Raw genomic sequence first — 207 nt, 5'->3', positions numbered from 1 at the left:
GTCTGGGTGGAAGTCTGCCAGTCAATGGATTCAGGAAATTCTACATCAAGCCACTTGATCAGGTATTCCTGAAGTGCTTCTGGATCACTGGTGCCGGGGCGATTCTCAAAAAGGATTGCATAGTTTCGCTTGAATAATCGATCCAGAATCTTTCGGGTGTCCTGAAGGTCGTCTGACTGTTTTCCCCCTTTAAGCAAATGCTGGGCA

General features: G+C 47.3%; 1 protein-coding gene. It reads right to left on the bottom strand.

What is annotated here, in order from left to right:
- Window positions 1-207, bottom strand: a 207-nt coding sequence (locus CWC28_RS22365) for a hypothetical protein (protein WP_212746823.1), incomplete at both ends; no start/stop codon positions are given.

This window comes from Pseudoalteromonas sp. S4492, from assembly GCF_005886115.1.
GTDB classification, from domain to species: Bacteria; Pseudomonadota; Gammaproteobacteria; order Enterobacterales; family Alteromonadaceae; genus Pseudoalteromonas; species Pseudoalteromonas gelatinilytica.
Note: the sequence above shows the minus strand (reverse complement) of the source record. Positions and strands in the feature narration are given on the sequence as shown.